The sequence below is a fragment of the Rhodococcus sp. IEGM1428 genome, assembly GCF_050321865.1.
Lineage (GTDB): Bacteria > Actinomycetota > Actinomycetes > Mycobacteriales > Mycobacteriaceae > Rhodococcoides.
The window spans coordinates 1,509,590-1,536,307 of sequence record NZ_JBNQFW010000001.1; the positions used below are offsets into that span (position 1 = coordinate 1,509,590).

Below are 26,718 nucleotides of genomic sequence, written 5' to 3' on the forward strand. Positions count from 1 at the left end.
GTCGGTCAGCTCTTCTGACCCGCTTGGCGCAGCTGCTCTCCGGTGGCCTCGAGCAATTCGTTCCAGGCCGACTCGAACTTCTGCACGCCTTCGTTCTCCAACGTCAGGAAGACATCGGTGATGTCGATCCCGAGAGCCGAGATGCGATCGAAGATCTCCTGCGATTCCGGTCCCTTGCCCGAGACGGTATCGCCGACGATCTCGCCGTGATCGGCAACCGCGTCCATCGTCTTCTCCGGCATGGTGTTCACGGTGTTGGGAGAGACCAACTCGGTGACGTACATCGTGTCGGGGTAGGCGTCGGACTTGACACCCGTCGAGGCCCACAGCGGCCGTTGCGGACGCGCGCCGCTACCGACGAGCTCGCGGAACCGAGGAGCGACCTCGAAGACCTGCTGGTACGCCACGTATGCGAGACGTGCGTTGGCCAGAGCGGCCTTGCCCTTGAGCTCTTCGGCGTCCGGCGTGCCGATCGCGTCGAGCCTGGAATCGATCTCGCTGTCGACGCGGGAGACGAAGAACGACGCCACCGAGTGGATCTTGTCGAGGTCGTGACCGGCAGCGCGCGCGGCCTCCAGACCTTCGAGGTAGGCGTTCATGACCAGCTCGTACCGCTCGACGGAGAAAATGAGCGTCACGTTGACGCTGATACCTTCACCGACCACCTTGGCGATGGCAGGGATGCCTTCTTCGGTCGCCGGAATCTTGATCAGCAGATTGGGTCGGTCGACGATCTTCCAGAGTTCGACGGCCTGCTCGTACGTCTTGTCCGCATCGTGGGCCATGCGGGGATCGACCTCGATGGATACGCGTCCGTCGACGCCTGCACTGGCCTCGTACTGGGGCATCAGGATGTCGCACGCCTCACGGACATCGTCCGTGGTGACGGTGCGGATCGTGGTCTCGACGTCGGCACCTTCGCCGGCCAGCTTGGTGACCTGCTCGTCGTAGGCGTCGCCCTTGCTCAGGGCGGCCTGGAAGATCGACGGGTTGGTCGTGACGCCCACGACGCTCTTGGTGTCGATGAGGTCCTTCAGGTTGCCCGAGCGGATGCGGTCACGAGAGAGGTCGTCCAGCCATACCGAGATACCTGCTGCGGAGAGCTCTGCGAGATTCTTGTTCTGGGTCATGGATTATCCCTTCACGTTGGTGATGGAGCGCTGAGCGGCTGCGGTGACGGCCTCGGCGGTGAAGCCGAACTCACGGAAAAGTGTTGCAGCATCGGCAGATTCGCCGTAGTGCTCGAGCGAGATGATTTCGCCGAAACCGCCGACGATCTTCCACCACGGCATGGCGATGCCCGCTTCGATCGACACTCGCGCCTTGACGGTCGGCGGGATGACCTGGTCGCGGTAGTTCTGATCCTGGCTCTCGAACCACTCGACACACGGCATCGAGACGACACGGGCAGCAATGCCCTGGGCCTCGAGCTGCTTCTGCGCTTCGACTGCGTACTGCAGCTCCGAGCCGGTACCGATCAACACGACGTCCGGTGTCGCCTTGGACGACTCGACGAGGATGTATCCACCCTTCGAGACGCCCTCGAAGCTGGTGCCGTCGAGGATCGGGATGCCCTGACGCGTCAGGGCGAGACCGACGGGTCCGCTGCTGCTGGATTTGGCCAGCACTGCCTGCCAGGCGAAGGCGGTTTCGTTGGCGTCACCCGGACGCACGACCGACAGGTTGGGGATCGCCCGCAGTGCGGCGAGGTGCTCGACCGGCTGGTGCGTCGGGCCGTCCTCGCCGAGGCCGATGGAATCGTGGGTCCACACGTAGATGGGATCGATGTCCATCAGGGATGCGAGCCGAACGGCAGGCCGCATGTAATCACTGAACTGCATGAACGTGCCGCCGTAGGCACGGGTCGGACCGTGCATGACGATGCCCGACAGGATGGCACCCATCGCGTGCTCACGAATGCCGAAGTGCAGCGTGCGGCCGTAGGGCTCGGCGTCCCAGTCGTCGGTGGAGATCGACGTGGGGCCGAAGGACTTGGCACCCTTGATGGTGGTGTTGTTGCTGCCTGCGAGGTCGGCGGAGCCGCCCCACAGCTCGGGAAGAACAGGTCCGACGGCATTGAGGACCTCGCCCGACGCCGCACGTGTCGCGACGGCCTTGCTGCCGGGCTCCCAGGTGGGGAGAACATCGGTCCAGTTCTCGGGCAACGTGCCCTGGGTCAGGCGATCCAGCAGCTTCTTGCGCTCGGGCTCGCGTGCAGCCCACGCGTCGAACTGAGTGGTCCACTCGGTGTGGGCCGCGCGGCCACGTTCCTGCAGCTTGCGGGTGTGCCCGATCACCTCGTCGGTGACCTCGAAGGTCTTGGCGGGGTCGAAATCGAGTGCCTGTTTGACCTTGGCGATCTCTTCGTCGCCGAGTGCAGCTCCGTGGACGGCGCCGGTGTTCATCATGGTGGGGGCCGGGAAGCCGATGATGGTGCGCAGCACGATGATCGACGGCTTGTCGGTGACGGCCTTGGCTGCTTCGATTGCCTCTTCGATCGCGGTGACGTTCTCGCCGCCCTCGACCACCTGCACGTGCCAGCCGTAGGCCTCGTAACGGGCAGCGGTGTTCTCGGAGAGAGCGATATCGGTCGAGTGCTCGATCGAGATCTTGTTGTCGTCGTAGAACAGGATCAGGTTGCCGAGCTGCTGAGTGCCCGCGAGGGACGAAGCCTCGGAGGTGACGCCTTCTTCGATGTCACCGTCGGAGGCGATCACGTAGATGAAGTGATCGAACGGGCTCTCCCCGAGAGCGGGCTCGGGATCGAACAGTCCGCGCTCGCGGCGTGCTGCCATCGCCATGCCGACGGCGGAGGCGAGTCCCTGACCGAGCGGGCCGGTGGTGATCTCGACGCCGTCGGTGTGACGGAACTCCGGGTGCCCGGGAGTCTTCGACTTGTAGGTACGCAGCGCCTCGATATCGGAGAGCTCGAGACCGAAGCCGCCCAAGTACAGCTGCAGGTAGAGCGTCAGGCTCGAGTGTCCGCACGAGAGCACGAACCGGTCGCGCCCGATCCAGTGCGTATCGGTGGGATCGTGGCGCATGGTGCGCTGAAAGAGGGTGTAAGCGAGGGGAGCCAGGCTCATCGCGGTTCCGGGGTGGCCGTTGCCGACCTTCTGCACTGCGTCCGCTGCCAGAACGCGAACGGTGTCGACCGCTCGGGTGTCCAGGTCCGTCCAGTCGCTCGGGTGGTGCGCCGTGGTGAGGACGTCAATATCGTCTGTGATCGACACGAGCAGAAATCTCCTGACATTCGTTCGAGTTGTGGCTCTGTGGAATTCGTCGCTCGGCCGCGACTGCCGTGCGCCTGCGTTGAGCGCGCACATGGTCGGTGCCGAAGGACGTCCTCCACCAGCCTAGTTCTGTCCGACCCTACTGTCGTGCCTTCCCCCGGCCGATTGCGCGCGGGTTACTCGCAGACGACGTATTTCCCCACTTTGGGTGCCCTGCGAATTGGAGGTGCAAACCCTGCCGTCTACCATCGTCTGTAGTAGGTGCACGTGCGTCGGATTCGGAGCCAGGTTTTCCGGATCGTGGCGACCTGACGTGCGCGCTGGCGTCCATGGTCGTCGTGCAGAGTGAACCCGTGTGCCGGTGGCGCGCGAGCAAGTGGCCCAGCGCCAGAGAATGACAGTCGTGCAAGGAGACGCAGTGCGAATTGGGCAGCAGCCGGGCGGACACGGATTCGCCGGCGGCCCCGGATTCGGAGCCGACGATCAGGGTGAGTCCGCGCAGGCCGCACCGGTGACGTCCGCCCCGCGTCGAGCGTTCGCACTTCTCCTTGCGTATGTCGCGCTGACGAAGCCTCGCGTCATCGAACTCCTTCTGGTGACAACCATCCCCGCGATGCTGTTGGCCGACCGCGGTCATGTCGATCCATGGCTGATCCTCACCACGCTCTTCGGTGGCATGCTGGCCGCGGCCAGTGCGAACACCCTGAACATGGTGGTCGACGCCGACATCGACAAGGTGATGAAGCGCACCGAGAAGCGCCCGCTGGCCCGCGGTGCCATGCCGGTGTCGCACGCTCTGGTCTTCGGGCTCGTGCTCGGTGTGTTCTCGTTCTTCTGGTTGTGGGCCACCACGAACCTGCTCAGCGGCGTGCTCGCCGTCGTGACGATCTGCTTCTACATTTTCGTCTACACCCTGATCCTCAAGCGGCGCACCTCACAGAACGTCGTGTGGGGCGGCGCGGCCGGATGCATGCCGGTGATGATCGGCTGGTCCGCTGTGACCGGAACGATCGGCTGGCAGGCGCTGGTGATGTTCCTGGTCATCTTCCTGTGGACACCGCCGCACACCTGGGCGCTGATGTTGCGCTACAAGGAGGACTATCAGGCCGCGAACGTGCCGATGCTGCCGGCAGTCGCCTCGGAAACCAAGGTCACCAAGCACATCGTGCTGTACGCATGGGCGACCGTGGCTGCCACGCTGGCTCTGGCACCGGGCTCGGGCGTCATCTATGCCGTCGTCGCCGTGGCCTCCGGAGCATGGTTCCTCGTCGTCGCTCATCGCCTGTACGCGGGAGTTCGCGCCGGAACTCCGGTCAAACCGCTGAAGTTGTTCATCCTGTCCAACGAGTACCTGGCCCTGGTGTTCTGCGGCCTTGCCGTGGACTCGGTGCTCGGCTGGCACACGCTCGCCCAGATCTTCTCCTGAGCGAGCGTCCGCCGAGAGTCGGATCAGGGAACCAGAACGATGGACCCGGTCGTCTTGCGTGACTCGAGATCGATATGGGCCTGCGCCGCGTCCTCGAGGGCATAGCGCGCACCCACCTGGACCGTGAGCGTTCCACTCGCCATCGCTGCGAACACGTCACCGGCCCGCCACTCCAGTTCGGCTCGGTCCCGTATGTGATGCGCGAGCGTGGGCCTGGTGAGGAACAGCGAACCCGCGCCGTTGAGCCGCTGCGGATCCAGGGGCGGCACCGGCCCGCTGGCGGCACCGAACAGGACCAGCGTGCCCCTGATCCGAAGCGACGCCAAACTGGCCTCGAACGTGTCCGCACCGACGCCGTCGTACACCGCGTGCACTCCTTCGCCGTCGGTGATGTCGCGAACGCGTGCGGCGATGTCGTCGTCGTACCGGAGCACGTGCGCTGCGCCGGTCCGTTTCGAGAGTTCGGCCTTCGCGTCCGTCGATACAGTCGTGATCACGTTCACGCCTTTGGCCACCGCCAGCTGCGTCAGGAGCAATCCGACGCCACCCGCCCCGGCGTGGACGAGCACGGTGTCACCCCGCTGAGCGGGGTAAGTGGACTCGATCAGATAGTGCGCCGTCATGCCCTGCAGCAGCGCCGACGCGGCCTGATCCGCCGGAACGCCGTCGGGAACCGAGATGGCCGACGAGGCGTCGACCAGCACGTATTCGGCATAGCTACCGGGTGCCGCGGCCCAGGCGACGCGATCTCCTGGTGCGAAGTCGGTGACGTCCGAGCCGATCTGTTCGATCACGCCCGACCCTTCGTCGCCGGGAACGTACGGCAACGCGCGCGGGTACAGGCCGCTGCGGAAGTAGGTGTCGATGTAGTTGATTCCGATGGCATCGGTCCGGACCAGGATTTGACCAGGTCCCGGTGTCGGCACCGGGAGATCGACGACGGTCAAGACCTCGGGCCCGCCGGTGTTGTCTATTCGAATGGCTCGCATGAACACCGTTCTACACGGGCGATCAGCACCTCGGCACGCGGATGTTGGTGGTGAGCGCGATCGGCCGAAGTTACCGATCAGTAACGAGTGGGTGGGTCGATGTAGGGACGGTGGACAACCTGGGTATCGTGTCCGCATGGCTACCGAAATCGACAGTGCGGGCATCGAGAAGAACACGTCGAACGATGTGCCCAAGGGAACGCTGGCGGCAGTGAAGAGTTTTCTCGCCGATCACGGAAACTCTGCTCAGGTCGTGATCCAGCCGATCGGCCGGGCCGGAACACGGCTCACCATGGTCGGTGCCGATGGCGTGCTCGGTGACCAGGTTGTTGCCACCCACGCCATTGCCCGAGCGGTCGTCGACGAGTTCGACGAAATGACCGAGGCCGAATGGGACCGTGAGCTGGTCAGCTCCGTCAACCCGGCTCCGGGCCATTACGAGAAGATGGCCGGCTGGGTGGCACGTCAGAAGAAGTTCCCCAAGGCGCGCAACCAGGCGATCGTCTGAGCGAAAGTCGCTCCGAAATTTGTTCGATCCGGCGGGAACCATCTCGGAACCCGGTGCGTCGAAGTCAGTGGAGGGGCAGTCGGCCATCTGAGGGGGAGGTCGGCTGCCCCTCCACCCTGTTCGAAGCCGGACCCGAGTTCACGAGCGAACTGCGACGTCCTCGACGGTCTCGATCTCGTCCGTCACGACCGGGCCACGGGTGCGGCAGGCAGCCCAGACGGCCGCGGTCGCAGCGGTGCACGCGCCCGCTCCTGCGACGTGAAAGGCGACGAGCACAGCCGGAACGCCGGTGAAGTACTGCACCAGTCCGATCAGTGACTGCGCCAGCACCAGCGCGATCAGAACGTGCAGGCGACGCTTGACCGGACTCGGCGCTCGTACCGCGTACAGCGCGAATCCCAGCCCGACCAACAGGGCCAGGTAGCCGACCAAGAACTGGGAATGAGCGTGAACGAGCGTCACGATCTCGATGCCGAGACGGGGCACTGGCTCGTCGATGCTCTTGTCGCCTGCGTGGGGACCGGCCCCGGTCACCATCGTGCCCGCGACCAGCACACCGGTCAGGGCCACTCCGGACAGTCCGACGAGGGCGCGCAGCGCAGCCGGGACAGTGGGGGTCGATTCGGATGCTGCGTCGCTCTCGCCCACCTTGGCGTACAGCAGAGTGGCCAACCAGACCATGGCCATCGAGACGACGAGGTGAACTGCGACCGTCCACCACAGCAGTCCGGTCAACACGGTGAACCCGCCGATCACGGCCTGCACAACGGTGCCGAGCGGCATCAACCACGCGAATAACAGCACCTCGCGGCGCCGACGGGCGCGAACGACTGCCAGTACTACCGCAGCAGCGGAGATAACGACGACGAACGCGAGTAAGCGATTCCCGAACTCCACGGCCTGATGCAGCACGGGGACCTCGGACACACCGACCGGAGTGAAGCTGCCGGGAAAGCACTGCGGCCAGGTGGGGCAGCCGAGGCCGGAACCGGTCACTCGCACGACTGCACCGGTGACGGCGATGCCGCCCTGGGTCACTATCGCGATGAACGCCAGAATTCGCTGCACACGAAGCGACGGCAGAGGAAGAAGATCGACGACGCGCAAGAACGCTCTGTACAGCACCTCACGATGGTAAACGCCGATCAACTACACAGCGTCGTTGGGTGGTGAGGCTGCGTCAGGTGAACTTGAACGTGCGGACCGCCAGAGTGCTGCACACCGCTGCCCACACCAGCAGCACGACCACGCCGAACACGTCGAAGGACGACGCGACGCCTCGGCTCAGCGCCTCACCGAGCGCTCCCGACGGAACGATGCGAGCAACGTTCTGCACGCCCTGGGGAATTTGATCGTCGACGAACACCACGCTGCCGATGCCGAGCATGACGAACCAGGCGATGTTCGCCAGCGCCAACACGATCTCCGCCCGCAGCGTGCCGCCGAGCAGCAATCCCATGGACGCGAACGTGACGGTGCCCAGAGCGATGATCACGGCACCGAGCACCAGGCCCGTGGCGGTCGGACGCCAACCGAGAGCGACGCCGATGGAGCCGAGCAGAATCGACTGCAGGATCACGACGATCACCACGGCAGCGGATTTGCCGCCGATGATTCCCCAGCGCGGAAGCGGTGTTGCACCGAGCCGTTTCAGCGCGCCGTAGCGGCGGTCGAAACCGACCGCGATGGCTTGGCCGGTGAACGCCGTCGACATGATGGCCACCATCATCACCGCAGGCACCACCTGGGCAACTCGGTCGTCGCCCAGTGCGCCGAACGGCAGCAGCGTGAGACCGATCAGCAACGTGATCGGGATGAACATCGTCAGCAGCAACTGTTCGCCGTTGCGTAGCAGCAACTTCAGTTCGAGGCGGGTCTGCGCGAACAACATTCGCGACGCCGAGGCCGGTTGCGGACGAGGCGCGAACAGACCTGTCTCGAATCGGTTGTCGGCGAGCCGGGCTTCTCTGCGCACCGTCACTTCCTCAATTCTCTACCGGTCAGTTCGAGGAACACGTCCTCGAGGCGGCGCTGATCGACCTGCAACTCGGTAGCCAGGACGTCCTGCTGGGCGCACCAGGACGTGACGGTCACCAGTATCTGCGGCTCGATCACACCCGACACCACGTAGGACCCGGGCGTCGGTTCCGACGGTACGTACCCCGGGGGGAGTGCCGCGTCGAGCATCGAGAGTTCGAGACCAGGGGGAGCGGTGAAGCGCAGTTGGCCCTCGGCGCCCTGTTTGGTCAGTTCCGACGGTGAACCCGACGCCACGACGCGACCGTTGTCGATGATCGTCAGCCGATCCGCCAGCTGCTCGGCCTCGTCCATGAGATGCGTCGTGAGCAGCACGCCCACACCGTCGCGCCGCAATGCGTCGATCAGCTCCCACACCAGCAGTCGCGCCTGCGCGTCGAGACCGGCAGTCGGTTCGTCGAGAAACACCAGTTCGGGACGCCCGACGATGGCGCAGGCCAGCGCGAGTCGCTGCTGCTGTCCGCCGGAGAGGCGCCGATACGGGGTGCGAACAGCCGAGGTCAGACCGAGGCAGTCGAGCAGCCACGCCGGATCGTGCGGATCGGCCGAGTACGACGCAACGAGCTCGAGCATCTCACCGGCTTTGGAACCGGGATACGCGCCGCCGCCCTGGAGCATGACGCCGATACGCGGCCTCAGCTGCGCCGACTCTTCGATGGGGTCGAGCCCCAGGACGCGGACCGAGCCACTGTCGGGGACGACGAAGCCTTCACACATCTCGACGGTGGTGGTCTTGCCTGCACCGTTCGGGCCGAGGAGCGCCAAGACTTCGCCGGGGCCGATATCGAGGCTGAGGCCGTCGACAGCGGTGACGCCGTCGTACGACTTGCGCACGTCGCTCAGCTGTACGACAGGTTGCGCCGCTTTCGACGTCCCGGAGATCACGAGGACTCAGCGTATTCGTCGGCCCCGCGGTCGCGTGCCGGTGGTCCGGTGCGTGTGGGCCACGGCATACGGTTTCGTGTCAACAAATACAGCACCGCAATGGTCAGGATCGTCATCACTGCGGCCTGCACGATCTGAAACGGCAAGTATTCACTGCCGTTCGGCATCAGGATGACGCTGACCAGAGACGAGAAGGCGATCGCAGGTCGTCGGAACGACGGCGTGGTGGCCCAGGCTGCCAGCGGAATCACCGCCCACAACAGATACCAGGGTTGTACCACCGGAAACAGCAGTACGACCGCGCCCAGAGCCACGCCCAGTGCGCCGACCGGATGCAGTCGACCGCGCAGAACCGCGACCAGCATGCGGACGACGATGACGGCGGCGACGACGGCCGCGATCGGACGAGTCAGACCCAACACGGCGGTGGTGTGGTCGCCGAGGCCGAGCAGCACTCCCACGAATCCGGTGCCTAGGCCGAGAATCGTGGGTATGGACATCCAGCTGCGTACGACGCCTGCTGTGCCGAGAGTGTTGATCCACCCGAATCCGAGTCCGCTACCCAGGCTGACGGCGACTTGGACCGCGACGGCGATCGTGCCGAGGAGGACTGCCACGTACACCACGGACCGGAGGGTCCCGCCCCACCGCCTCGACAGCGCCATTCCCACGAAGCCGAGCGCGATCAGAGAAGGGATCTTGATCGTCGACGACAGCGCAATCAGCGCCGCTCCGCCGACGAGGAAGGCGACGTCGGTCCTCCGCATCGCTCCTGAGTGTTCGACGGCCCGCAGCGCGAGCTCGGTGCCCGCGAGCATGAGTCCGATCATCAGGGCCTCGTTGTGAATTCCGGCAACCAGATGAAACAGCAGCAGCGGGTTTGCGGCACCGAGCCAGAGTGCACTCACCGAGGCCACCCCACAGCGCCGGGCCAGACGCGGCAGAGCCCAGACGATCAGCGCGACGCCTGCCAGCGCGAGGAGGCGGTGCAGAAAGATGCCGGCGACGATGTTCTCGCCGGTCAGGTAGGTGATTCCGCGACCCATCCACAGAAACAGTGGACCGTAGGGTGCCGGAGTTTCGCGCCAGATGTTGGGAACGGTACGGGTCAGCACGTTGTCCGCACCGAGTGCAGTCTGGGGGCCGACTTCGTAGGGGTCGAGCCCGCGCGCGGTGATCTCGCTCTGCGCCAGATACGAATAGACGTCACGCGAGAACATCGGGGGCGCAACACACAGCGGCAGAATCCACAACAGCAGAGTGCGGTCCATCTGGGATCTGGTGAGTCGCCGCGGAATGTTTCCGGATCGCGTTCGACCGAGGGCGAACCTGCCCAGCAGCAACCAGGCGATCACCACGATGACGGTGCCGGTCATCGTGACCGTGAGGGCAGAGGTGGCCATGCGGGACGGCAGGCTGAGGAATCGAACGCCGAAGACGGGGTTCTGCAGCACCGGCTGCGCGCCTGCGCCGAGGGCACCGATCGCCATCAGCAGTGCGCCCGCGGCACCGAAACGGCGGATGTTCCTGAGCTGAACCGTCTCCGCCGGGTTCAGCCCGGGCGCTTCTTGCTCGTCTCCGTGCAGGGTGGCGACGACGCCACCCGGCGGAGTGGGTTCGAGTCCGACGACTCGGCGTGTGGGGGCCACCACGTACCGGTGGAGAATCTGTCCGAGCGCCGATCTCGAGTCGTCGGTACCGATTTGCCGACGTGCTCTGCCCGTGAATCGTGAGCGTTCGGCACTCTGCTCACTGTCGGTCGATGACACAGTGGGAGCGTAGCTGTGCTCATGCCCGACGCCCGCACCGTCCTCCCGGCCGAGATGGAACGAGGATCGCGACCGGCATAGGGCACCCTTGGTGGACCAGGCAAAACAATTCCGTCACACTGGTGTTGTGAAAACAACCGAAAGCACGTTCGCGCGTCCGGGAAGTGTCGATTCCTCGACCGCCGGCGCAGGCGCGCCGTCGGTTCGTCAGGCCTCGCTCCCCGAAGGACAGACCAGGGGTGCAGTGGTCACTCTACTGCTGGAAGAGGGCCCCATCACGGCCTCCGACATCGGCACGCGGCTGGGATTGAGTGCGGCAGGTGTCCGGCGTCATCTCGATGCGCTCATCGATGCCGGCGAGGCTCGTATCACCACCCCGGCAGGGGCGCGGCAGCGTGGTCGTGGTCGACCGGCCAAGTACTTTCAGCTCACTGCCGCCGGACGTAACCGCCTCGGCCACACCTACGACGATCTCGCCGGTGCCGCCATGCGGCAGCTCCGCAAGATCGGCGGGGACGCGGCCATCGAGACGTTCGCCCGGCAACGCGTCAACACCATCGTGGCCGACGTCGAACCGGCAACGGGGTCAGATGCGCACTCCGTGGAGGATGCGGCGGAGCGAATCGCCGACGCGTTCAGCGCGGCCGGCTTTTCTGCCACCACCCGTCAGGTGGGCAACGGTGTGCAGATCTGCCAGCACCACTGCCCGGTGTCGCACGTCGCCTCGGAGTTCCCGGAGCTGTGCGAAGCGGAACAGTCCGCGTTCGCAGAGATTCTCGGCACACACGTGCAGCGTTTGGCGACCATCGCCAACGGCAACTGCGCCTGCACGACTCACGTACCGCTGTCACCGACGCGGTACTCGAGCACCGATAGTTCCGACAAGAAGACTCCCGACGCGCAGCCCCGTGTCGGAGAACGCCCAAGCCTCCGGAAGGAGCCCGCATGACCGTCACACCAGACCAGGTGACACCCACCGCGCCGCTGACTCAGGACGAGACCATCGCCTCGCTCGGCACGTACGGATACGGCTGGGCCGACTCGGACGTAGCCGGTGAAAGCGCCAAGAGAGGCCTCTCCGAGGCCGTCGTTCGGGACATCTCGCAGAAGAAGAGCGAGCCCGAATGGATGCTCGAGGCACGCCTGAAAGCTCTCAAGACGTTCGAGCGCAAGCCGATGCCGAACTGGGGCTCCAACCTCGACGGCATCGACTTCGACAACATCAAGTACTTCGTGCGCTCCAGCGAGAAGCAGGCTGCGACGTGGGAAGACCTGCCCGAGGACATCAAGAACACGTACGACAAGCTCGGCATCCCCGAAGCCGAGAAGCAGCGCCTGGTCTCCGGTGTCGCCGCTCAGTACGAGTCCGAGGTCGTCTACCACTCGATCCGTGAGGACCTCGAGGCGCAGGGCGTGTTGTTCCTCGACACCGATACCGCGCTCAAGGAGCAGCCGGAGCTGTTCCGCGAGTACTTCGGCACCGTCATTCCCGCCGGCGACAACAAGTTCTCCGCTCTGAACACCGCGGTGTGGTCCGGTGGATCGTTCATCTACATCCCGCCGGGCGTCCACGTGGACATTCCGCTGCAGGCCTACTTCCGGATCAACACCGAGAACATGGGTCAGTTCGAGCGGACGCTGATCATCGTCGACGAGGGTGCATACGTGCACTACGTCGAGGGCTGCACCGCTCCGATCTACAAGTCGGATTCGCTGCACTCCGCCGTGGTCGAGATCATCGTCAAGAAGGGTGGCCGGTGCCGTTACACGACCATCCAGAACTGGTCGAACAACGTCTACAACCTCGTCACCAAGCGCGCCAAGGCAGAAGCAGGCGCAACGATGGAGTGGGTCGACGGCAACATCGGCTCCAAGGTCACCATGAAATACCCCGCCGTCTGGATGACCGGCGAGTACGCCAAGGGCGAGGTTCTCTCGGTCGCGTTCGCGGGCCCGGACCAGCACCAGGACACCGGCTCGAAGATGCTGCACCTCGCGCCGAACACGTCGTCGAACATCGTCAGCAAATCTGTCGCCCGTGGCGGTGGACGGACGTCGTACCGCGGTCTGATCCAGATCAACAAGGGCGCGCACGGTTCGCGATCGACGGTCAAGTGCGACGCGTTGCTCGTCGACACGATCAGTCGGTCCGACACCTACCCGTACGTCGACATCCGTGAGGACGACGTGTCGATGGGTCACGAGGCCACGGTCTCGAAGGTCAGCGACGATCAGCTGTTCTACCTGATGAGCCGCGGCATGACCGAGGACGAGGCGATGGCAATGGTCGTCCGCGGATTCGTCGAGCCGATCGCGCGCGAACTGCCGATGGAATACGCGCTCGAGCTCAACCGGCTCATCGAGTTGCAGATGGAAGGGTCGGTCGGATAAGTGAACAACCCCCTCACCGGAGTCATGGGTGCCGTGGCATCCGAGAACCCCGATTCCGCCAAGGAAGACAAGTCGAAGCTCGTCGCGAACAAGGGCGCTCAGTTCACGTCGTACGACGTGAACGCGTTCGAGGTGCCGTCGGGCCGTGACGAGCTGTGGCGCTTCACGCCGCTGCGTCGTCTTCGCGGACTGCACGACGGTTCCGCCGTCGCCGACGGGGCCGCTCAGGTCACCGTCGGGGCGCCGGACTCGGTGGTCGTGGAAACCGTCGGACGCGACGACGAGCGCCTCGGCAAGGCCGGAGTACCGGCCGATCGCATTGCAGCTCAGGCATTCTCTGCCTTCTCCGAGGCCACGGTCGTCACCGTGCCGAACGAGGTCGAGGTGGCCGATCCGATCGAGATCACGATCGACGGCCCCGGTGTCGACCACATCGCCTACGGACATGTGCAGATTGCGCTCGGCACGTTCGCTCGTGCGACCGTCGTGATCGATCAGCGCGGGAGCGGAACGTACGCCGAGAACATCGAGTTCGTTCTGGGCGACAGCTCGCAACTGCACGTCGTCCTGATCCAGGATTGGCAGTCCGACGCCGTGCACGTGGCTGCGCATCACGCGCTGCTCGGTCGCGATTCCGTGTTGCGGCACTACAACGTCAGTCTCGGCGGCGATCTGGTCCGCATCAGTCCGACAGTGCGCTACAGCGCGCCCGGCGGCGACGCGAACCTGCTCGGTGTGTACTTCGCCGACGCCGGTCAGCACCTCGAGCAGCGACTGCTCGTCGACCACTCGGCACCGCACTGCAAGTCCAATGTGATGTACAAGGGCGCGCTGCAGGGCGAAACCGGACCCGGCACCGTCGACGCGCACACCGTATGGATCGGCGATGTTCTGATTCGTGCCGAGGCCGAGGGCACCGAGACGTACGAGCTGAACCGAAATCTGGTGCTCACCGACGGCGCTCGCGCCGACTCGGTGCCGAACCTGGAAATCGAAACCGGCGAGATCGTCGGAGCCGGGCACGCGAGTGCGACCGGTCGCTTCGACGACGAGCAGCTGTTCTACCTGCGTGCTCGCGGCATCTCGGAGGAGGTCGCTCGTCGACTCGTCGTTCGCGGTTTCTTCCACGAGATCATCGACAAGATTCCGGTCCCCGCCGTACGCGAGCGTCTCGACGCCGCCATCGAGACCGAACTCGCCGTCGCCGGCGCATAGGTCCACCCGAACCTTTCTCGACTGCACAAAGGAACTTTGATGTCCACACTCGAAATCCGCGACCTGCACGTCAGCGTCGCCAACACCGACTCGTCCGCCGAGCCGATCAACATCCTCAAGGGTGTCGATCTGACCGTGAAGTCCGGCGAGACGCACGCGATCATGGGGCCCAACGGTTCCGGCAAGTCCACCTTGTCGTACGCCATTGCAGGCCATCCGAAATACACCGTCACCTCCGGCACCATCACCCTCGACGGTGAAGACGTGCTCGAGATGAGCGTCGACGAGCGCGCCCGCGCCGGCCTGTTCCTGGCGATGCAGTACCCGGTGGAGGTGCCGGGAGTCTCGATGTCGAACTTCCTGCGCACCGCCGCCACCGCAGTACGCGGCGAAGCTCCCAAGCTGCGGCACTGGGTCAAGGAAGCCAAGACCGCCATGAGCGAACTGGAGATCGAGGCCAACTTCCTCGAACGCAACGTCAACGAAGGTTTCTCCGGTGGCGAGAAGAAGCGTCACGAGATTCTGCAGCTGGGACTCCTCAAGCCCAAAATTGCGATCCTGGACGAGACCGATTCCGGTCTCGACGTCGACGCGCTGCGCGTGGTGTCCGAGGGCGTCAACAAGTACAAGGAACGCGAGAACGGCGGAGTGCTGCTGATCACGCACTACACCCGCATCCTCCGCTACATCAAGCCCGATTTCGTGCACGTCTTCGTCAACGGTGAGATCGTGAAGTCCGGCGGAGCCGAGCTGGCAGACGAGCTCGAAGCCAACGGATACGCCGGCTACACCCAGGCCGCGACCACCGGAGCATGAGCATGGCTGCGCCGGCAGCTGTAGCGGTGGCGGCATCGTTCGATGTCGCTGCCGTTCGCCGCGATTTCCCTATCCTTTCGCGCACCGTCCGTGACGGAAAGCCGTTGGTGTACCTGGATTCCGGTGCCACCTCGCAGCGGCCGGTGCAGGTACTCGACGCCGAACGCGAATTCCTCACCACGTGCAATGCCGCAGTGCACCGCGGGGCGCATCAGCTGGCCGAGGAAGCCACCGACGCGTACGAGGGAGCCAGGGCGGCCATCGCCACGTTCGTCGGTGCCGACGTCGACGAGATCGTCTTCACCAAGAACGCGACCGAGTCGCTCAACCTCGTGACGTACGTCCTGGCCGATCAACGCTTCGATCGCCATCTCGGACCCGGGGACGAGATCGTCGTCACCGAACTCGAACATCACGCCAATCTCGTTCCGTGGCAGGAGCTTGCGGCCCGCACCGGCGCAACGCTGCGGTGGTACGGCGTGACCGACGACGGCCGCATCGACCTCGATTCACTCGAATTGTCATCGGCCGTCAAGGTTCTCGCGTTCACGCACCAGTCCAATGTGACCGGTGCCGTTGCTCCGGTCGAGGAATTGGTGCGTCGGGCCAGGGCTGTGGGCGCGCTCGTCGTTCTCGACGCATGCCAGTCGGTGCCGCACATGAAGGTCGATTTCCACACGCTGGATGTCGACTACGCCGCGTTCTCGGGTCACAAGATGCTCGGTCCCTCGGGGGTCGGCGTGTTGTACGGCAAGGCTGCACTCCTCGCGGCGATGCCACCGTTCATCACCGGCGGTTCGATGATCGAGACCGTCACCATGGAGAAGACGACGTTCGCCGCGCCCCCGCAACGATTCGAGGCCGGGGTGCCGATGACCTCGCAGGTCGTCGGACTGGGCGCAGCTGTGCGGTATCTGGAGAACATCGGTATGGACGTCATCGCCGCGCACGAGAAGGCCTTGGTCGCAGCAACTCTCGCCGAATTCGCGAAGATCGACGGGGTACGCGTGATCGGCCCGACCGAGAATGTCAACCGTGGTTCTGCGGTGTCGTTCGTCGTCGACGGTATCCACGCACACGACCTCGGACAGATCCTGGACGACGAGGGCGTCGCCATTCGCGTCGGGCATCACTGCGCGTGGCCGCTGCATCGACGGTTCGGTGTGGCTGCGACAGCGCGCGCCTCGTTCGCGTTGTACAACACGGTCGAGGAAGTACAGGTTCTTGCACAGGCGATCCGCCGCGCGCAATCGTTCTTCGGAACCAACGACCAGGGCGGGGGAGGGGAACTCTAGATGCGGATGGAACAGATGTATCAGGAAGTGATCCTCGATCACTACAAGCACCCGCACGGTCGCGGACTGCGCGAGCCGTTCGGTGCAGAGGTACACCACGTCAACCCCACGTGTGGCGACGAGGTCACTCTGCGGGTTCACGTGGACAACGGCTCCGTTGCGGACGTCTCGTACGACGGCCAGGGGTGCTCGATCAGTCAGGCAGCGACGTCGGTTCTCACCGATCAGGTCGTCGGTCTGAGCGTCGTCGATGCGTTGAAGACGGTCGACGCGTTCAGCGACATGGTCGGCAGCAGAGGTACCGTCGAGGGTGACGAGGACGTCATCGGCGACGGCATTGCGTTCGCCGGTGTGGCCAAGTATCCGGCTCGCGTGAAATGCGCGTTGCTGGGTTGGATGGCTTTCAAGGATGCGGTTGTTCAAGTAGTGGACGCAGATTCGACAGCTACGACGGGCGGGACCGCCCAGTCGGCACTTTCCGGAGGACAACAATCATGACCGATGCAACAGATACGACGCCGGCCGAAGCCACGCCGGTGGCATTGACCGCCGACGAGATCAAGGTGCTCGAAGACCTCGAAGAGGCCATGCGTGACGTCGTCGACCCCGAGCTCGGAATCAATGTCGTCGATCTGGGTCTGGTGTACGACATCAAGATCGACGCCGACGACATCGTCACGGTCGACATGACGCTGACTTCGGCGGCGTGCCCGCTGACCGATGTCATCGAGGATCAGGCCCGCGGCGCTCTGGTGCGCAGCGGACTGGCGGCAGACCTGAAGATCAACTGGGTATGGATGCCGCCGTGGGGTCCGGACAAGATCACCGACGACGGCCGCGAGCAGCTCAGGGCACTCGGCTTCACTGTCTGACCCGACGACGGTTCTGCTCGGTCAGGCACCTTTCGCTTCGTCGGTTTTCGACTCCGCGGCCTTGGCGGGTGCAGACTTCTTCGCTGCAGTTTTCTTGGCCGGAGCCTTCTTCGCGGCCGCTTTCTTTGCGGGTGCCTTCTTGGCGGGAGTCGAGGTCGACGACGATCCCGACTTCGCGTTCTTGCCGGCCGCCTCGACACTCCGCTGCAGCGCTGCGACCAGATCGACGACCTCGGCGTCCTCACCGTCGTCGTCTTTCTCGGCCTCGGTGTGGACGACCTTCTCGCCCCCGTTGGCGAGGGTCTCGTCGATCAGCTTGCGCAGCTCGATCTGGTAGTCGTCGGTGTACTCGGTGGGGTCGAACTCCGAGGACATGCTCTCCACCAGTGACGTGGCCATCTTCACCTCTTGCGGACGCGCCGACGGTGCATCCTCGAGTGACGGGAACTCGGCTGCTCTGACTTCGTCCGGCCACAGCAGCGTCTGAATCACCAACACGTCGTCACGCACCCGCAGCGCAGCCAATCGGGTCTTCTGCCGCAGCGTGAAGTGAACGAGCGCGGTGCGTTCGGTTTCTTCCAGCGTCTCTCGCAGCAGAACGTACGCCTTCGGTGACGCGGAGTCCGGCTCGAGGAAGTAGCTCTTGTCGTAGAGAATCGGATCGATCTGCTCGGTCGGTACGAATTCGAGAACCGGAATCTCGTGCTTCTCGGCCGCCGGAAGTTTGTCGAAATCGTCGTCGGTGAGAATCACGCGTTCGCCGTCGGGGGAGTCGTAGGCCTTGTCGATGTCGGCGAACTGCACCGACTTGCCGCATTCCTGACAGATGCGGTCGTACTTGATGCGACCGCCGTCCTTCGCGTGCACCTGATGGAACCGAATATCGTGCTGCTCGGTGGCCGAATAGACCTTCACCGGAACATTGACCAGTCCGAAGGCGATCGAGCCCTTCCATATGCTGCGCATCTGTCCATGATCGCCGACCGAGCACCCGCGTGTCGACCGTTGGCAGGAAAGTCAGGCTCTGTGCAGCGGTCGAGCTATCGTGCGCGCGATTGCGACCCTGGCCGAGGCCGGGAGCGTGGGAAACATCTTCACCATTGCGGTCATCGTGCCGATTGCGTCGTCGTGTCCGGAAAGATACGAGCGCTGCAGTTCGACCGGGAGCGAGAAGAAACTGGAGAAGAACTGGGGCACCATCTCCGGTTCCAGACCGAGCGCGGTGCGGAGGCCGAGATTGCGAAGCTTCTGGACCGTCCAGATGTGCACCGCACGGCTTCGTCGCGGATGACCGCCGTCGCGGAACTTCTCTACCAGGTGGTCCGCGGACGCCAGCGATGCCGCAACGCTGTACCCAGTGGCAGGGTGCATCAGGTTGGACCGGGATCCGAAGAGCACAGGACCTCCTCGTCCGGTGCGTACTCGCGAACGCGGCGGCGGTTCGACCGAGAAGCGGACTCGCTCGACAGCCTCGTGCCCCGTGGGTTCGAGATCGCGCTGGGACAGCCGGTGGTGCAATCGCGTACGGAGAACATCCAAGCCGAGCGCAGGTCGACCGACGAGACAGGTCTCCTCGAGCAGGACGCGATCGTCATCGAGCGCCACGGCGTACAGAAAGCTGGGAACTTCGCCGGGCGACGCGCCGTTGTCGGTGCGCCAATCCATGAACCACGCGTCGGCGCCCTCGAAGATCGGTTCGGCGCGTCGACGTTCGACGACGATCCCGTAGGCGGTCTGCTGCGCGAGGTCACGCGAATCGAACGTCCCTCGGGCATCGACGACGTGACCAGCGTCGATGATCGTCCCGTCGGACGTGGTCACGCGGGAACCGGTGACGTCGACGGCCGTTCCAGCGAGCACCTGCACTCGATCGAGAGCCAGAGTGCTCTGCAGCGCAGATGTATTCAGCACGCAGTACGTGCGATCGATGATCCGATGGCGGTCGGTCCACACCGCGGGCTCGAGCGCGGTCGTGGCGACTGCGGTCTCGGGTAACCACGATGGCAGTTCGTCCGCCCAGGCCGAGTACGTCGGCGTCCACGTACGCGACGGGTGTGGATCGAGGGCCAGCACGTCCAGGCCCGCCGCGGAACAGCGATGAGCGACTGCCCTTCCTGCGGGACCCAGACCCACCACCGCGACGTCGGCCGAGAAATCGTTCACATTCCGCCGGTGGCGAGCAGACCACCGTCCACCCGCACGGTTTCGCCGGTGATCCAGGACGACGCGTCCGACACCAGGAAGGCGACAAGCGCGGCCACGTCCTCCGGGTTTCCGAGACGCTTCATCGGGTAGCCGGCAGCCGCGGCGTCTTCGCCGTTGGCGACGAGGGCCTCGGCGAATTTGGTCTTCACGACGCCCGGTGCCACGGCATTCACTCGGATCTTTGGACCCAGTTGCCAGGCGAGTTCCTCGGTGAGCCGTATCAGGGCGGCTTTGGACGCACCGTACGCCGCGATCACTCCGGTGGAGCGAATGCCCGCCACGCTGGCGATGTTGACGATCGCGCCGCCGTGCTCTCCCATCCAGGCGTGGAATGCCTGCTGGACGAAGCCGAGGGTACCGACGACGTTCGTGTCGAAGATCTTGCTCACGCCGGTCAGATCGGCATCCATCAGTGAGCCGTAAACGGGATTGATGCCGGTGTTGTTCACCAGGATGTCCAGGGAACCGAAGGTCTCCACGGTCTGCGCCACGGCGTCGCGTCGATGGTCCGGATCGCCTGCATTGCCGTCCAGTGCAAGCACGGAGTCACCCAGTTCTGCTGCTGCCGCCACGAGAGGCTCGCGCTTACGTGCGGTGATGGCGACATTCGCGCCGCGAGCGAGCAGCTCTGCGGCGATTGCCTTGCCGATGCCCCGGCTGCCGCCGGTGACGAGTGCAGTACGCCCGGTGAGGTCGGGAATCGGTGCGCTGCGTTGGGTGACTGTTTCGGAGGCGTCGGTCATCGACCAGACGTTACCGGTGTCACCGTCGTTCCTGGGTGAGGGCACGTGAATGCTGAGCTAAAATGAGAGTTTGCTGTGCCGTCGTTCGGCGCACCTGTGTTCGCTCGTCGGTCGACGGGCAACGATCTTGTTCGGCAATCGCTAGGAGCTCACGCGTGATCACCGCCACCGACCTGGAAGTTCGTGCCGGTGTGCGGACCCTTCTGTCCACCGAGGGGCCCGCGCTCCGTGTACAGGCAGGCGACCGCATCGGGCTGGTGGGCCGTAACGGTGCAGGCAAGACCACCACTCTGCGCATCCTGGCAGGCGAGGGTGAGCCGTATGCGGGTGAGGTCGTGCGCACCGGAGAGCTCGGTTACCTTCCGCAGGATCCCAAAGAAGGCGACCTCGACGTCCTGGCCAAGGACCGAGTGCTCTCGGCCCGGGGCCTGGACACTCTGCTGCACAGTATGGAGAAGCAGCAGGCGCTGATGGCCGAGGTGGCCGACGAGGCGTTGCTCGACAAGGCCGTCCGCAAGTACGGCGAGCTCGAAGAGCGGTTCGCTTCGCTCGGTGGTTACGAAGCCGAGAGCGAAGCGGCTCGCATCTGCAACAGTCTCGGCCTGGCCGACCGCATCCTCGGTCAACCGCTGCGGACCCTGTCCGGTGGTCAGCGCCGACGCGTCGAACTGGCTCGCATTCTGTTCGCCGCGTCCGATGGCAGTGGTGGGCGCTCGAACACCACGCTGCTGCTCGACGAGCCGACCAACCACCTCGACGCGGACTCCATCACGTGGCTGCGGGGATTCCTGCAGAACCACGAGGGCGGACTCATCGTCATCAGCCACGACGTCGAACTACTCGGTGATGTGGTGAACCGGGTGTGGTTCCTCGATGCCGTGCGCGGTGAGGCCGACATCTACAACATGAACTGGAAGAAGTACCTCGACGCACGGGCCACGGACGAGCAACGGCGCCGTCGCGAGCGCGCGAACGCCGAGAAGAAGGCGGGCGCACTACGCGTCCAGGCCGCCAAGATGGGGGCCAAGGCGACGAAAGCCGTTGCGGCACAGAACATGGCGAAGCGCGCAGACAAGCTGATGGCCAACCTCGATGCGGAGCGCGTATCCGACAAGGTTGCGCACATTCGTTTCCCCGAGCCGGCTCCGTGCGGCAAGACACCGTTGATGGCCAAGAACCTCACCAAGATGTACGGGTCGCTGGAGATCTTCGCCGGCGTCGATCTGGCGATCGACCGGGGGAGCCGCGTGGTGGTGCTCGGTCTGAACGGTGCGGGCAAGACGACGCTGCTCCGAATCCTGGCGGGAACCGAAAAGGCCGACACCGGAGAGATCGAGCCGGGCCACGGCATGCGCGTCGGGTACTTCGCGCAGGAACACGACACCCTCGACGATCACGCGTCGGTGTGGGAGAACATCCGGCATGCGGCACCCGACACCGGCGAGCAGGAGCTCAGATCGCTTCTCGGTGCTTTCATGTTCACCGGCCCCCAGCTCGAGCAGCCGGCAGGAACACTCTCGGGCGGTGAGAAGACACGTCTGGCGCTCGCCGGACTGGTGTCCTCGGCTGCGAACGTGCTGCTGCTCGACGAGCCGACCAACAACCTCGATCCGATCTCGCGCGAGCAGGTCCTCGACGCGCTGCGCAGCTACAAGGGTGCAGTGGTGCTGGTGACTCACGATCCGGGTGCCGCCGAGGCACTCTCACCCGAACGAGTGATCCTCCTTCCCGACGGCACCGAGGATCACTGGTCGCAGGAATACCTGGAACTGATCCAACTCGCCTGACCTGGGGTCAGTCCTGCCTGCGGACCGATTCTTCGACCAGATCCAGAATGGCCGAAAGATTGGACCCGCCCTGCCCTGACGCGATTCGGGCGACCAGACCGTCCAGCACGAGGTCGAGGTAGTCGGCCAGGACGTCGTTGGGTACGTCGTCGCGCAGTTTTCCTGCCGTCTTCTGCCGTTCCAGTCGGCCCAGGGTCGCGTCGGTGAGCTCTGCCGACCGTTCGGCCCAGCTGGTTCGGAAGTCGGCGTCGGTTCGCAGCCGTCGGGTGATCTCGAGCCGCGTTCCGAGCCACTCGAACTGCTCCGGCTGGGCCAGCATGTCTCGCATCACCTGAACCAGACCCTGCGTCGCCGCGACCTCTGCCATGCGACGGGCATCCTCCTGCGCCAACGCGAGAAAGAGACCGTCCTTGTCCTTGAAGTGGTGGAAGATGGCGCCACGCGAGAGTCCCGTCGCCTCCTCGAGGCGTCGCACCGTCGCGCCCTCGTAGCCGAACTCTCCGAAGCACTTGCGCGCACCGTCGAGAATTTCGCTGCGGCGAGCGGCCAGGTGGTCTTCGCTGACCTTGGGCACGTGTGAAACTCCTACTTTTCGATGAAGGGCCCCGCACCGATACGGCGATGGGCCCGAAACACGTATCGAGTTCCGGGCCCATCGCTGTGTGGCGTCTGTCTTCAGTGCCGTGTGACTAGCCTCTGATCATGTTGCGCAGGACGTACTGCAGGATTCCGCCGTTGCGGTAGTAGTCCGCTTCACCGGGGGTATCGATACGGACCACGGCGTCGAACTCGACCTTGGTTCCGTCTTCCTTTGTCGCGGTCACTGCCATCGTCTTCGGGGTGGTGCCCTCGTTCAGCTTTTCGACGCCGACGATGTCGAACGTCTCGGTTCCGTCGAGCTTGAGCGACGCTGCGCTCTCGCCGGCCGGGAACTGCAGGGGAACGACGCCCATGCCGATGAGGTTGGAGCGGTGGATGCGCTCGAACGACTCGGTGATGACAGCCTTGACGCCGAGGAGCGAGGTGCCCTTGGCCGCCCAGTCACGCGAGCTTCCCGATCCGTACTCTTTGCCGCCCAGTACGACCAGCGGAATGCCGGCCTTCTGGTAGTTCTGCGACGCGTCGTAGATGAACGACTGCGGTCCACCGTCGAGGGTGAAGTCACGGGTGTAGCCACCCGAGACGTCGTCGAGCAGCTGGTTCTTCAGACGGATGTTCGCGAAGGTTCCGCGAATCATGACCTCGTGGTTACCGCGGCGCGATCCGAGCGAGTTGTAGTCCTTGCGCTCGACCCCGTGGGAATCGAGGTACTGCGCGGCCGGCGTGCCCGCCTTGATGGGACCGGCCGGGCTGATGTGGTCGGTGGTGACCGAATCGCCGAGCAGGGCCAGCACGCGTGCACCCTTGATGTCCTCGACCGGAGCCGGATCCATCGTCATGCCGTCGAAGTACGGAGGCTTGCGCACGTACGTCGACTTGGGATCCCACTCGAACGTGTCGCCCTCGGGGGTCGACAGGTTCTGCCAGCGGCTGTCGCCGGCGAAGATGGTCTCGTAGGACTTGCTGAACATGTCCCGGCTGATCGACGACTTGATGGTGTCTTCGATCTCCTGCGAGGACGGCCAGATGTCCTTGAGGTACACGGGGTTGCCCTCGTGGTCCTCGCCGAGTGCGTCGGTCTCGAAGTCGAAGTCCATCGTGCCCGCGAGACCGTAGGCGATGACCAGCGGCGGTGAGGCCAGGTAGTTCATCTTGACGTCGGGAGAGATGCGACCTTCGAAGTTGCGGTTGCCCGAGAGCACGGCGGTGACCGAGAGGTCGTTGTCGTTGATCGCCTTCGAGATCGGCTCGAGCAACGGGCCGGTGTTGCCGATGCACGTGGTGCAGCCGTAACCACCGAGGTAGTAGCCGAGCTTCTCGAGGTAGGGCCACAGGCCGGCCTTCTCGTAGTAGTCCGTGACGACCTGCGAGCCGGGTGCCATGTTGGTCTTGACCCAGGGCTTGGTGGACAAGCCCTTCTCCACAGCGTTACGGGCGAGCAGTGCTGCGCCGAGCATGACCGAGGGGTTCGAGGTGTTGGTGCAGGAGGTGATGCCTGCCACCACGACAGCACCGTGATCGAGGACGAACTCTCCTGCCTCGTCGGTGGTGACCCGGATCGGCTTGCTCGGACGACCCTCGGAACCGTATGCGGCAGAACGAACGTCGACGGAATCCTCTTCGGCGAAGCTCAGCGAAGCGGAGTCGCTTGCCGGGAACGATTCGTCGAGGGCCTCGTCGAGCTTGCTGTCACCCTCGTGCTTCGGGTGGTTCTCCTCGACGTAGTTGTGGATGTCCTTGCGGAACGCAACCTTGGACTCGGACAACAGGATTCGGTCCTGCGGGCGCTTCGGGCCTGCGATGGACGGAACGACCGTGTTGAGGTCGAGCTCGATGTACTCGGAGTACACGGCCTCGTTCTTCGGGTCGTGCCACATGCCCTGTTCCTTGGCGTACGCCTCGACGAGCGCGAGCTGCTCGTCGCTGCGGCCGGTGAGGCGCAGGTAGTTGATCGTCTCTTCGTCGATCGGGAAGATCGCTGCGGTGGAACCGAACTCCGGGCTCATGTTGCCCAGGGTGGCGCGGTTCGCGAGCGGAACCTCGGCCACGCCCTCGCCGTAGAACTCGACGAACTTACCGACGACGCCGTGCTTGCGCAGCATCTCGGTTGCGGTCAGCACCACGTCGGTCGCGGTGACGCCGGGCTGGATCTCGCCGGAGAGCTTGAAGCCGACGACGCGGGGGATGAGCATCGAGACGGGCTGGCCTAGCATGGCCGCCTCGGCTTCGATGCCGCCGACGCCCCAGCCCAACACACCGAGGCCGTTGACCATCGTGGTGTGCGAGTCGGTGCCGACGCAGGTGTCGGGGTAGGCCTGGCCCTTGCGGGTCATGATCGTCGGTGCGAGGTACTCGATGTTGACCTGGTGCACGATGCCCATGCCCGGGGGGACGACCTTGAAGTCGTCGAACGCGCCCTGTCCCCAACGCAGGAACTGGTAGCGCTCACCGTTGCGCTCGTACTCGAGGTCGACGTTGCGCTCGAGGGCATCGGCGCGGCCGAAGACGTCGAGGATGACCGAGTGGTCGATGACCATGTCGGCGGGGGAGAGGGGGTTGACCTTGTTGGGGTCGCCGCCCAGGGTGGTGACGGCTTCACGCATCGTGGCGAGGTCGACGATGCACGGAACGCCGGTGAAGTCCTGCATGATGACGCGTGCAGGGGTGAACTGGATCTCGAAGCTCGGCTCCGCGGACGGATCCCACGAGGCAATCGAACGAATGTGGTCGGCGGTGATGTTGGCACCGTCCTCGGTGCGAAGGAGATTCTCCGCGAGGACCTTCAGTGCATAGGGCAGTTTTTCGGCACCGGGCAAGGCCGACAGCCGGAAGATCTCGTACGAGTTCTCTCCGACTTCGAGGGTGCCCTTTGCACCGAATGAATCATTACTTGCGGTCACTTCAGCTCCACTCGTCTATGAGGCACACCGCCGACGGGGCTGTGTCGACGGTTGAAGCGAGACGCTGTCCGTGTGTCTCGGCATGGCATCCGGCGTGCGTATTGCCTGCGGACGCTCGGGCAGTGTCTCGATGGAAGTCTAACAGTACGCTTGTCCTGTGAAAACGTGCGGGTCCGTTTCGCGGAGGATGCCGACAGAACGACCCGCGTCGCAATCCTCACGTACTGTTTCGAGCGACGCAATGAAGGGCGACCTCAGTTGCTGCCCTGGAGGTGCACGCCTCCCGGGTATCGGGAGCACTGTGACGTAGGGTTTCACGCGACTGGTTCCTACCGACTGGACGAGAGATGCCTGAACCGATTCACGCCGTTTCCCCACTTGCCACCGATATTCCGGCAGGTCTGGACGTCGACAGCATCGTCGCCACGGTCCGCGAGACCGGCGTGAGTGCGCCCGCCGACGAGGAAGCAGCGTTGTCCGCAGCTGTGGCTCGCGCAGAAGACCATGGGATCGATCTGAGCATCGTGATCGTGCCGAACGAACCGCGCCACGACTCGCAGCTGCGCGACCTCGCCACCGCAGTCGGTGCACGCGAGGGTGGCACCGTACTGGTCCTGAGCCCCGGGCAAGTGGGCACGTTCAGCGACTCGATCAGCCGGGTGACCCTCGAAGCCGGTCAAGATCGCACCTACACCGGAAACCACATCGTCGCGGCCGACAATTTCGTCGACACACTCGTCGAGGATCAGACGCCGTGGGGTCTGCTCACCGGTGGACTCATCGTCGTCGTAGCTGCCGTTGCCACTCTGACTGCAGTCGTGAAGGCCCGCAGATTCCGGGCTCGGGCGACGGCACCCGAGAGCGCGAATCGCGACTCCGGAGAGAATTGACACGACGCGTCGACGCGTCGTTCGGGTGACCGACGCCCGCACCGTGGATCCGGCCGTGATTGCAACGGCCGTGCCGCAGGAAAAAGTCGGAAAAATTGTTTCCGGCAAACCCCGAGTTCACGGCGTTGTGCCTGGTGGAATTACAAATGTGTCATTT

General features: G+C 64.6%; 23 protein-coding genes. 11 read left to right on the forward strand and 12 right to left on the reverse strand.

Translation table 11 applies throughout. The features are described from left to right. Window positions 1-5 precede the first annotated feature (5 nt). A complete protein-coding gene (tal, locus tag ACQR3T_RS07075) occupies window positions 6-1,130 on the reverse strand; it encodes a transaldolase (protein ID WP_032403373.1) in 1,125 nt (374 codons plus the stop codon). A 3-nt stretch (window positions 1,131-1,133) separates the two neighbouring features. Continuing rightward, window positions 1,134-3,233: a transketolase gene (gene tkt / locus ACQR3T_RS07080; RefSeq protein WP_428692856.1), complete on the reverse strand. Its 2,100-nt coding sequence runs from the start codon at window positions 3,231-3,233 to the stop codon at window positions 1,134-1,136. A 418-nt stretch (window positions 3,234-3,651) separates the two neighbouring features. Between tkt and ACQR3T_RS07085 the strand changes: the two genes are divergently transcribed. Then, window positions 3,652-4,659, forward strand: coding sequence for a heme o synthase (locus ACQR3T_RS07085; protein WP_032378471.1), 1,008 nt, complete (start codon window positions 3,652-3,654; stop codon window positions 4,657-4,659). Between the two features lie 23 nt (window positions 4,660-4,682). Here the strand turns inward: ACQR3T_RS07085 and ACQR3T_RS07090 are convergent, their stop codons facing one another. Beyond that, entirely contained in the window at window positions 4,683-5,648 is a 966-nt protein-coding gene (locus ACQR3T_RS07090) for a quinone oxidoreductase family protein (protein ID WP_428692857.1), read from the reverse strand. A 136-nt stretch (window positions 5,649-5,784) separates the two neighbouring features. Between ACQR3T_RS07090 and ACQR3T_RS07095 the strand changes: the two genes are divergently transcribed. After that, window positions 5,785-6,156 carry a hypothetical protein gene (locus ACQR3T_RS07095; protein ID WP_428692858.1) on the forward strand — a complete coding sequence of 124 codons (372 nt, stop codon included), beginning with the start codon at window positions 5,785-5,787 and terminating at the stop codon, window positions 6,154-6,156. Between the two features lie 138 nt (window positions 6,157-6,294). Here the strand turns inward: ACQR3T_RS07095 and ACQR3T_RS07100 are convergent, their stop codons facing one another. The 4 genes from ACQR3T_RS07100 to mptB are packed head-to-tail and all read right to left on the reverse strand — an operon-like array spanning window position 6,295 to window position 10,730. Continuing rightward, entirely contained in the window at window positions 6,295-7,281 is a 987-nt protein-coding gene (locus tag ACQR3T_RS07100; RefSeq protein ID WP_428692859.1) for a COX15/CtaA family protein, read from the reverse strand. A gap of 55 nt (window positions 7,282-7,336) precedes the next feature. After that, a complete protein-coding gene (locus tag ACQR3T_RS07105) occupies window positions 7,337-8,131 on the reverse strand; it encodes an ABC transporter permease (RefSeq protein ID WP_371829175.1) in 795 nt (264 codons plus the stop codon). A 2-nt stretch (window positions 8,132-8,133) separates the two neighbouring features. Further along, window positions 8,134-9,075, reverse strand: a complete 942-nt coding sequence (locus ACQR3T_RS07110) for an ABC transporter ATP-binding protein (protein ID WP_371829176.1) — start codon at window positions 9,073-9,075, stop codon at window positions 8,134-8,136. Continuing rightward, a complete protein-coding gene (gene mptB / locus ACQR3T_RS07115; RefSeq protein WP_371829177.1) occupies window positions 9,075-10,730 on the reverse strand; it encodes a polyprenol phosphomannose-dependent alpha 1,6 mannosyltransferase MptB in 1,656 nt (551 codons plus the stop codon). Before mptB ends, ACQR3T_RS07110 begins: the two co-directional genes overlap by 1 nt. A 361-nt stretch (window positions 10,731-11,091) precedes the next feature. On the opposite strand from mptB, the gene ACQR3T_RS07120 reads away from it, so the two are divergent. From ACQR3T_RS07120 to ACQR3T_RS07150, 7 genes are read left to right on the forward strand one after another with little or no spacing between them, the layout of a single operon-like run. Next, window positions 11,092-11,796 (forward strand): helix-turn-helix transcriptional regulator, encoded by a 705-nt coding sequence (locus ACQR3T_RS07120; protein WP_428693078.1) that lies wholly within the window; start codon window positions 11,092-11,094, stop codon window positions 11,794-11,796. Beyond that, on the forward strand, window positions 11,793-13,238 hold the full coding sequence (gene sufB, locus ACQR3T_RS07125) for a Fe-S cluster assembly protein SufB (RefSeq protein WP_428692860.1): 1,446 nt from the start codon (window positions 11,793-11,795) through the stop codon (window positions 13,236-13,238). The genes ACQR3T_RS07120 and sufB overlap by 4 nt, the downstream gene beginning before the upstream one ends. 24 nt (window positions 13,239-13,262) lie before the next feature. After that, the gene (sufD, locus tag ACQR3T_RS07130) at window positions 13,263-14,453 is read left to right on the forward strand and encodes a Fe-S cluster assembly protein SufD (protein ID WP_428693079.1); all 1,191 of its coding nucleotides are present in this window, start codon (window positions 13,263-13,265) and stop codon (window positions 14,451-14,453) included. A 39-nt stretch (window positions 14,454-14,492) separates the two neighbouring features. Beyond that, entirely contained in the window at window positions 14,493-15,269 is a 777-nt protein-coding gene (sufC, locus tag ACQR3T_RS07135; RefSeq protein ID WP_358370467.1) for a Fe-S cluster assembly ATPase SufC, read from the forward strand. Window positions 15,270-15,271: 2 nt separating this feature from the next. Next, the gene (locus tag ACQR3T_RS07140) at window positions 15,272-16,564 is read left to right on the forward strand and encodes a cysteine desulfurase (RefSeq protein ID WP_428692861.1); all 1,293 of its coding nucleotides are present in this window, start codon (window positions 15,272-15,274) and stop codon (window positions 16,562-16,564) included. Next, a complete protein-coding gene (sufU, locus tag ACQR3T_RS07145) occupies window positions 16,565-17,062 on the forward strand; it encodes a Fe-S cluster assembly sulfur transfer protein SufU (RefSeq protein ID WP_428692862.1) in 498 nt (165 codons plus the stop codon). Further along, window positions 17,059-17,436, forward strand: a complete 378-nt coding sequence (locus tag ACQR3T_RS07150) for a metal-sulfur cluster assembly factor (protein ID WP_032377840.1) — start codon at window positions 17,059-17,061, stop codon at window positions 17,434-17,436. Before sufU ends, ACQR3T_RS07150 begins: the two co-directional genes overlap by 4 nt. Window positions 17,437-17,457: 21 nt before the next feature. Here the strand turns inward: ACQR3T_RS07150 and ACQR3T_RS07155 are convergent, their stop codons facing one another. The 3 genes from ACQR3T_RS07155 to ACQR3T_RS07165 are packed head-to-tail and all read right to left on the reverse strand — an operon-like array spanning window position 17,458 to window position 20,384. Beyond that, the gene (locus ACQR3T_RS07155; protein ID WP_032377841.1) at window positions 17,458-18,402 is read right to left on the reverse strand and encodes a Ku protein; all 945 of its coding nucleotides are present in this window, start codon (window positions 18,400-18,402) and stop codon (window positions 17,458-17,460) included. 51 nt (window positions 18,403-18,453) lie between these two features. Next, window positions 18,454-19,599: a lycopene cyclase family protein gene (locus tag ACQR3T_RS07160; protein WP_428692863.1), complete on the reverse strand. Its 1,146-nt coding sequence runs from the start codon at window positions 19,597-19,599 to the stop codon at window positions 18,454-18,456. Continuing rightward, window positions 19,596-20,384 carry an SDR family oxidoreductase gene (locus tag ACQR3T_RS07165; RefSeq protein WP_428692864.1) on the reverse strand — a complete coding sequence of 263 codons (789 nt, stop codon included), beginning with the start codon at window positions 20,382-20,384 and terminating at the stop codon, window positions 19,596-19,598. The genes ACQR3T_RS07160 and ACQR3T_RS07165 overlap by 4 nt, the downstream gene beginning before the upstream one ends. A gap of 155 nt (window positions 20,385-20,539) precedes the next feature. On the opposite strand from ACQR3T_RS07165, the gene ACQR3T_RS07170 reads away from it, so the two are divergent. Then, the gene (locus ACQR3T_RS07170; RefSeq protein ID WP_032377844.1) at window positions 20,540-22,171 is read left to right on the forward strand and encodes an ABC-F family ATP-binding cassette domain-containing protein; all 1,632 of its coding nucleotides are present in this window, start codon (window positions 20,540-20,542) and stop codon (window positions 22,169-22,171) included. Between the two features lie 7 nt (window positions 22,172-22,178). Here the strand turns inward: ACQR3T_RS07170 and ACQR3T_RS07175 are convergent, their stop codons facing one another. Together ACQR3T_RS07175 and ACQR3T_RS07180 are read right to left on the reverse strand one after the other, a co-directional pair. After that, entirely contained in the window at window positions 22,179-22,745 is a 567-nt protein-coding gene (locus ACQR3T_RS07175; RefSeq protein WP_032377845.1) for a TetR/AcrR family transcriptional regulator, read from the reverse strand. Window positions 22,746-22,860: 115 nt separating this feature from the next. Beyond that, window positions 22,861-25,671, reverse strand: coding sequence for an aconitate hydratase (locus tag ACQR3T_RS07180; protein WP_032377846.1), 2,811 nt, complete (start codon window positions 25,669-25,671; stop codon window positions 22,861-22,863). Window positions 25,672-26,018: 347 nt separating this feature from the next. Between ACQR3T_RS07180 and ACQR3T_RS07185 the strand changes: the two genes are divergently transcribed. Then, window positions 26,019-26,561, forward strand: coding sequence for a DUF6676 family protein (locus ACQR3T_RS07185; protein WP_428692865.1), 543 nt, complete (start codon window positions 26,019-26,021; stop codon window positions 26,559-26,561). Window positions 26,562-26,718: the final 157 nt, after the last annotated feature.

Bases quoted from the DNA above. Each gene is read 5' to 3' on its own strand.
- sufD (WP_428693079.1), top strand. From the start codon at position 13,263: ATGGGTGCCGTGGCATCCGAGAACCCCGATTCCGCCAAGGAAGACAAG.
- ACQR3T_RS07155 (WP_032377841.1), bottom strand. From the start codon at position 18,402: ATGCGCAGCATATGGAAGGGCTCGATCGCCTTCGGACTGGTCAATGTT.
- sufC (WP_358370467.1), top strand. From the start codon at position 14,493: ATGTCCACACTCGAAATCCGCGACCTGCACGTCAGCGTCGCCAACACC.
- ACQR3T_RS07095 (WP_428692858.1), top strand. From the start codon at position 5,785: ATGGCTACCGAAATCGACAGTGCGGGCATCGAGAAGAACACGTCGAAC.
- sufU (WP_428692862.1), top strand. From the start codon at position 16,565: ATGCGGATGGAACAGATGTATCAGGAAGTGATCCTCGATCACTACAAG.
- ACQR3T_RS07185 (WP_428692865.1), top strand. From the start codon at position 26,019: ATGCCTGAACCGATTCACGCCGTTTCCCCACTTGCCACCGATATTCCG.
- ACQR3T_RS07090 (WP_428692857.1), bottom strand. From the start codon at position 5,648: ATGCGAGCCATTCGAATAGACAACACCGGCGGGCCCGAGGTCTTGACC.
- ACQR3T_RS07165 (WP_428692864.1), bottom strand. From the start codon at position 20,384: ATGACCGACGCCTCCGAAACAGTCACCCAACGCAGCGCACCGATTCCC.
- tal (WP_032403373.1), bottom strand. From the start codon at position 1,130: ATGACCCAGAACAAGAATCTCGCAGAGCTCTCCGCAGCAGGTATCTCG.
- ACQR3T_RS07150 (WP_032377840.1), top strand. From the start codon at position 17,059: ATGACCGATGCAACAGATACGACGCCGGCCGAAGCCACGCCGGTGGCA.
- sufB (WP_428692860.1), top strand. From the start codon at position 11,793: ATGACCGTCACACCAGACCAGGTGACACCCACCGCGCCGCTGACTCAG.
- ACQR3T_RS07140 (WP_428692861.1), top strand. From the start codon at position 15,272: ATGGCTGCGCCGGCAGCTGTAGCGGTGGCGGCATCGTTCGATGTCGCT.